Source organism: Moritella sp., assembly GCF_033791185.1.
Classification (GTDB): domain Bacteria; phylum Pseudomonadota; class Gammaproteobacteria; order Enterobacterales; family Moritellaceae; genus Moritella.
The window spans coordinates 1-5,217 of record NZ_JASJHF010000264.1 but is presented as its reverse complement, the minus strand read 5'-3'; the positions used below and the strand labels follow the sequence as shown (position 1 = coordinate 5,217).

Genomic DNA, 5,217 nt, shown 5'->3' with positions numbered 1-5,217 from the left:
CAATGGCTTAGTGCCTAAAGTATATGTTATCTGAATTTTTCTTATCTAAGCTTATAATATAAAACAAATTATTTCAGTGTTTATTTAGCCTTCCAGACTGATACTACCGATATTTATCTTATTTTCGAGTTATTGATTGGGCATTGTTCGAAACGTGTATTAACCATTTCATATGGGGGTGATTGTGTTATCATTTCGTTACAAACTTGATTTCGATCAAGAATCACCGCCATTTTTCTATGGCCTAACTGTTGGAGCTATATTTTTCATGATCTCTAGAAAGCACTGTTTATTTTCACTGCCTTTATTACTTACCAGCAGTTTACTTGGCTTTGGTTGTGTTGCAATAGCAAAACCATTAGCAAAGAGCCCTGGTTTTTCTGGTACGATCGGTGTCAATGCTGCTGTCAGTGATAGCCAAAGTCAATTTACTATTGATGACGATAATGAACAAACTGATGATTTAAATAACGCTGGTGAATCTATTACAACTGGATTTGCGTTTCCTTTTTTCCGCTTAGCGTATACCAGTGATGATTTAAAGACGCAGTATTTTCTTGGCCAAAGTACTGAGAATATTTTAGATAGCGCCATACAATATGAAATTGGCGTGACTCATCAATTTGATAAACGCCAAAGCATGACACTGGCATATGTCCCGCATGTCCCGTTTTTAAAAGAGACCTGGTCAGATCCTTTTTTAACAAATGCACCAAGAAAAAAAAGTGATATCGATTCGAGTGCAGTCCGTATTGCTTATAAATTTATGCCAATTAAGGTTGAATATGCATATGCGTCATATTCGATTGAAGATGAGCAAAGCGGTAGTCAAAATACGGCTTGTAATGGCCAGATTTGTACAGCAGAAGAGCAAGCATCGTTAGAGCGAGATAGTGATTACCAAAGATTGAGTTTAGAAAGTTCAATTCGATTGTGGCAAGGCTCGTTCTTGAAAGCCAATGTATTTTATGCAGATCAAGATGCTAAAGGCGACAGTCAGAGCTTCGATGAATGGCATTATAGCTTGAGTATCATGACGAAATTCGACGCGCATTTCTTGTCTCTTCAGGCCGCATTTAGTGACCGAAAATATGACGCTGAAAACCCTATCTTTGGTGACGTACAACAAGATAATATGGCGCGTTATTCATTGTTTTACTCTTATGCAAAACCGTTTAATATCGAAGACAGCAGCCTTAATATTATCTATCAAAATAAAGATATTGATGCGAATATCGATTTTTATGATAGCACCTCTAGCTTTGTCTCTGTCGGTATGAGTTATAATTTTTAACTAGCACTAGAAATAGTAATAGAAAGGAGGGACGTCATACGCTAAGTATCACGTCCCTTTTTTATTTATAAACAGTACTTATTAACAGCCTTATTAATAGCGGCTATTAATAACCGAGACTAAGTGCACTTGGTCGGCGTGGATCTGACGCGCCGTAAACCCCTTCTTCTGTTAACATGATGGTTTGAGTACTGCCCATTGCGGCCTTGACTTCAACCTTGTGTCCTTTACTTTCTAATAAATTAATCGTATCAATATTTAACCCCTTCTCGATACGGATCATATCCGGTAGCCATTGATGATGAAAACGCGGTGCGGCACTGGCTTCAGCAATATTCATATTATGGTCGATGACATTCGTAATGATTTGTAGCGTCGTGGTAATAATACGTGAACCACCTGGACTGCCAGTAACTAAGTAAGGTTTGTGATCTTTTAATACTATGGTCGGCGTCATTGAGCTTAATGGGCGCTTTTTAGCCGCGACAGCATTGGCTTTACCACCGATAAGACCATAGGCATTCGGGGTACCTGGTTTGGCAGAGAAGTCATCCATCTCATTATTTAATAATACCCCAGTGCCAGCCGCAACAAGTCCAGAACCGTAGCTAAAGTTAAGGGTATAGGTATTACTTACTGCATTACCAAACTTATCAACCACACTGTAATGGGTCGTTTGATTGCTTTCATAAGGTAATAGTGTACCTGGAGATACCTCACTGCTTGGGGTCGCTTTATTCGGATCGATTTGACTGACAAGTTGTTTAGCGTATTGCTTATTCGTTAGTTCAGCTACTGGCACATTAATAAAGTCAGGATCGCCTAAATATAAACTACGGTCGGCATAGGCGCGGCGCATTGATTCTGCCATCACATGAATGGTTGCTGCGCTATTATGGCCCATTTTATCAATCGGGAACTGCGAGATCATATTTAACATTTGAATTATATGCACACCACCAGAGGACGGCGGTGGCATAGAAATCACTTGATAACCGCGATAATCACCAATGACTGGTTTACGCTCGATGGCTTTATAACTGGCCAGATCTTGCATGGTCATTATACCGCCAGCATCACGTACTGAATCGCTAATTTGTTGGGCAATTTTACCCTGATAAAATGCCGGACTGCCTTTTTTAGCTATGGCTGATAATGTATTCGCTAGGTCGGTTTGCTTTAATACTTCCCCTGGTTGATAGCTACTACCATCAGCTTTATAGAAAATGGTTTGAGTACTTGGCCATTGGCTTAAACGTTTTTGCATTGCACTTAGTGAATTAGCTAAATCAGGAGTAACAACAATACCTTCTTGTGCTAATTTTATTGCCGGTGCAATGACTTGTGCCAACGACATTGTGCCGTATTTTTGTAATGCCAGTTCAAAGCCAAGTACTGTACCCGGTATACCGACGGCAAGGCCGTGATAACGCGATAGTGTACTATTTGGATTTCCGTTATCGTCTAAGAACATATCTGGATAAGCGCTTTGCGGCGCGACTTCGCGATAATCTATGGCAATAGATCGCTGTTCATCGGCTAAATAAACGAGCATGAAACCACCGCCACCTAAATTACCAGCGCGGGGCAGCGTAACTGCTAACGCATAACCAACGGCGACAGCCGCATCAATGGCATTACCGCCTTGCTGCATGATATCGACACCGATTTGTGTCGCCAGTGCTTCTTGACTTGCAACCATGCCATTTGCTGCCCAAACAGGGTGGTGAATAGCCATTTGACTATAAATAGCACTTGCTGATGGCTTCACTTTCGCGACGATTTCAGTACTTGTCGTATTCGTTTTTGCAATGGCGGCTGGTAGCGTTAAGCTGATGCAGCCGATGACCGCAAAAGTAAGCCCTTTGATAAGATGTGTCGTTGACATGAATATTCCCTATTCAGTTGTTCGTGATGTTAAAACAGCATAGCAAAGGCAACTAACTACTTATTTTTAGGTGGGTGAAAATGCTAGTTCATTCACATAAATAGTATCTTTATGTATCAAAGCGTAACCTTGCCAGTTGTGTATTGGTATTAACTTTAAAACTGACCTACTTTGAAGGTAGATTTTAATTTAGCTCTATATCTATTCTATTTTACTGTTATTAAGGACAAATATGACACAGGTATCACGCGTTCAAATAGCCCCTGAAGGCCCAGTATGTTCATCATTGATACAAGGATATTGGCGTATGGGGGAATGGGGCATGGATCCACAATCTCGTTTGACCTTTTTGAAACAGCATGTTGAGCTTGGTATTACGACGGTTGATCATGCGCATGTCTATGGCTCTGCGCAAGCGCCGTGTGAAAGCTTATTTGGCGAAGCGCTTAAACTCGATCCAGCGATGCGAGATAACATCGAGATCATTTCTAAATGTGGCATTGAAGTGATGCCGTGTGGCGCTCCGAGTCATCATGTTAATCATTACAGCAGTTCACAAAGCAGTATTATTCATTCGGTAGACACCTCTTTACAGCGCTTAGGCGTCGAACAATTGGATGTGCTATTAATTCATCGTCCAGATATTTTAATGAATGCTGATGATGTTGCCCAAGCTGCAGAGCTGCTAAAGCACCAAGGTAAAATTAAACACTTGGGAGTCTCTAACTTTACCCCATCGCAATTTGCCTTGTTGCAATCTCGTTGTGATACTCCGTTAGTCACTAATCAAGTGGAAATTAATCCGGTTAATTTAGCGATGACTGAGGATGGTACATTAGAGCAGCTGCAACAATTAGCGATCAGACCGATGGCTTGGTCATGTTTAGCGGGTGGCGCTTTATTTGAGCAGAATTCAGAGCAAATGCAGAGGTTACATAAAACGTTAAACGAAATTAAGCTGGAAGTTGGCGCTGAGTCGATTGAGCAAGTGGTATTTGCATGGATATTAAAGCTACCCTCTCGACCACTACCTATTATCGGCAGTGGTAACATCGATCGGGTACGCAGTGCTGTTGCAGCAACCGCGTTAACATTGAGCAATCAACAATGGTATCGCATTTGGGTTGCCTCAAAAGGCCATGGCGTTGCTTAATTGAAGCCGCTAAGCAACTTTATCCATTGGCACGCTGGTAGTAAAGTTACGCTTAGCAATACCGAGATCTTTCCATATCTGCATATGCTCAGGTAATTGTTGTGGACGCTGTTCTACAGGGATATAAGTCATCACTTTTTCTGGAGAGATGACTTTGCCTTTTTGTACGAAGACAGCTTTTACTAGACTGTAGTTATATAATTTGCCATCGGCGACACATTTTTGTTCGAGGTAAAAATATTTCTCATCCCAGCCTAAATAAGTGGTTTCTACATCGAACTTTTTGAATAAACGTATCTCACGAATATAACCGACTTCAACCCCCGCCACGATAAAGTTTAATTTGTTTTTCAATAGCGTATTGAATGTATTGGTTTGGATTGAATGGTCCCACCGAGCTTTTTCAAGAAACATCAGATATTTGGCATTATTAATATGCAGGTTTAGGTCAATGTGGCGAAATCCGACTCGAAAAGGTCGGGTGACAGTATCGAAGAAACCTTTGGTATTTGTTTGTTTGTTACGAAGATAAAAACAACGAATCAATTCACTGATCATAATGCCTCAATAATGCTTGTTTATAGATAATAGAATAAAGAGTCTACCCAGTTCTACAGACTTGTCACTACAAATGTAACTAAAATGTTAATTTCGTGATGATTTACATTAAAGAAATGAGATCGAGCAATGTGCTAATCCTGCGCTGTGTAAATAAGTATTAATCAGTCTGGAATGGACCTATTTTAAGGATATTTCACATTGTAAATTAAGTTAAATGGACTTGATAAGTACAATATTCTAACTTTGATGCTGCCTATGTTTTTAATTTGGTGTTATATGCTGTTTAGTTCAGCTTGCTTTGTATTGGTAAATGTTAACTGA

4 protein-coding genes are annotated in these 5,217 nt (G+C 40.2%); 2 read left to right on the top strand and 2 right to left on the bottom strand.

Annotation, left to right across the window (positions count from 1 at the left end):
* The first annotated feature begins 184 nt into the window (after positions 1-184).
* Complete coding sequence (locus tag QNK26_RS15215) at positions 185-1,294, top strand: DUF2860 family protein (RefSeq protein WP_319224614.1); 1,110 nt, start codon at positions 185-187, stop codon at positions 1,292-1,294.
* Between the two features lie 106 nt (positions 1,295-1,400).
* On the opposite strand, the gene ggt is transcribed toward QNK26_RS15215, so the two are convergent.
* Positions 1,401-3,182 carry a gamma-glutamyltransferase gene (gene ggt / locus QNK26_RS15210; RefSeq protein ID WP_319224610.1) on the bottom strand — a complete coding sequence of 594 codons (1,782 nt, stop codon included), beginning with the start codon at positions 3,180-3,182 and terminating at the stop codon, positions 1,401-1,403.
* A gap of 232 nt (positions 3,183-3,414) precedes the next feature.
* Between ggt and QNK26_RS15205 the strand changes: the two genes are divergently transcribed.
* Positions 3,415-4,335: an aldo/keto reductase gene (locus QNK26_RS15205; RefSeq protein ID WP_319224608.1), complete on the top strand. Its 921-nt coding sequence runs from the start codon at positions 3,415-3,417 to the stop codon at positions 4,333-4,335.
* A gap of 9 nt (positions 4,336-4,344) precedes the next feature.
* Here the strand turns inward: QNK26_RS15205 and QNK26_RS15200 are convergent, their stop codons facing one another.
* Positions 4,345-4,893, bottom strand: a complete 549-nt coding sequence (locus QNK26_RS15200) for an acyl-CoA thioesterase (RefSeq protein ID WP_319224606.1) — start codon at positions 4,891-4,893, stop codon at positions 4,345-4,347.
* Between the last annotated feature and the right edge of the window lie 324 nt (positions 4,894-5,217).

Bases quoted from the DNA above. Each gene is read 5' to 3' on its own strand.
- ggt (WP_319224610.1), bottom strand. From the start codon at position 3,182: ATGTCAACGACACATCTTATCAAAGGGCTTACTTTTGCGGTCATCGGC.
- QNK26_RS15205 (WP_319224608.1), top strand. From the start codon at position 3,415: ATGACACAGGTATCACGCGTTCAAATAGCCCCTGAAGGCCCAGTATGT.
- QNK26_RS15200 (WP_319224606.1), bottom strand. From the start codon at position 4,893: ATGATCAGTGAATTGATTCGTTGTTTTTATCTTCGTAACAAACAAACA.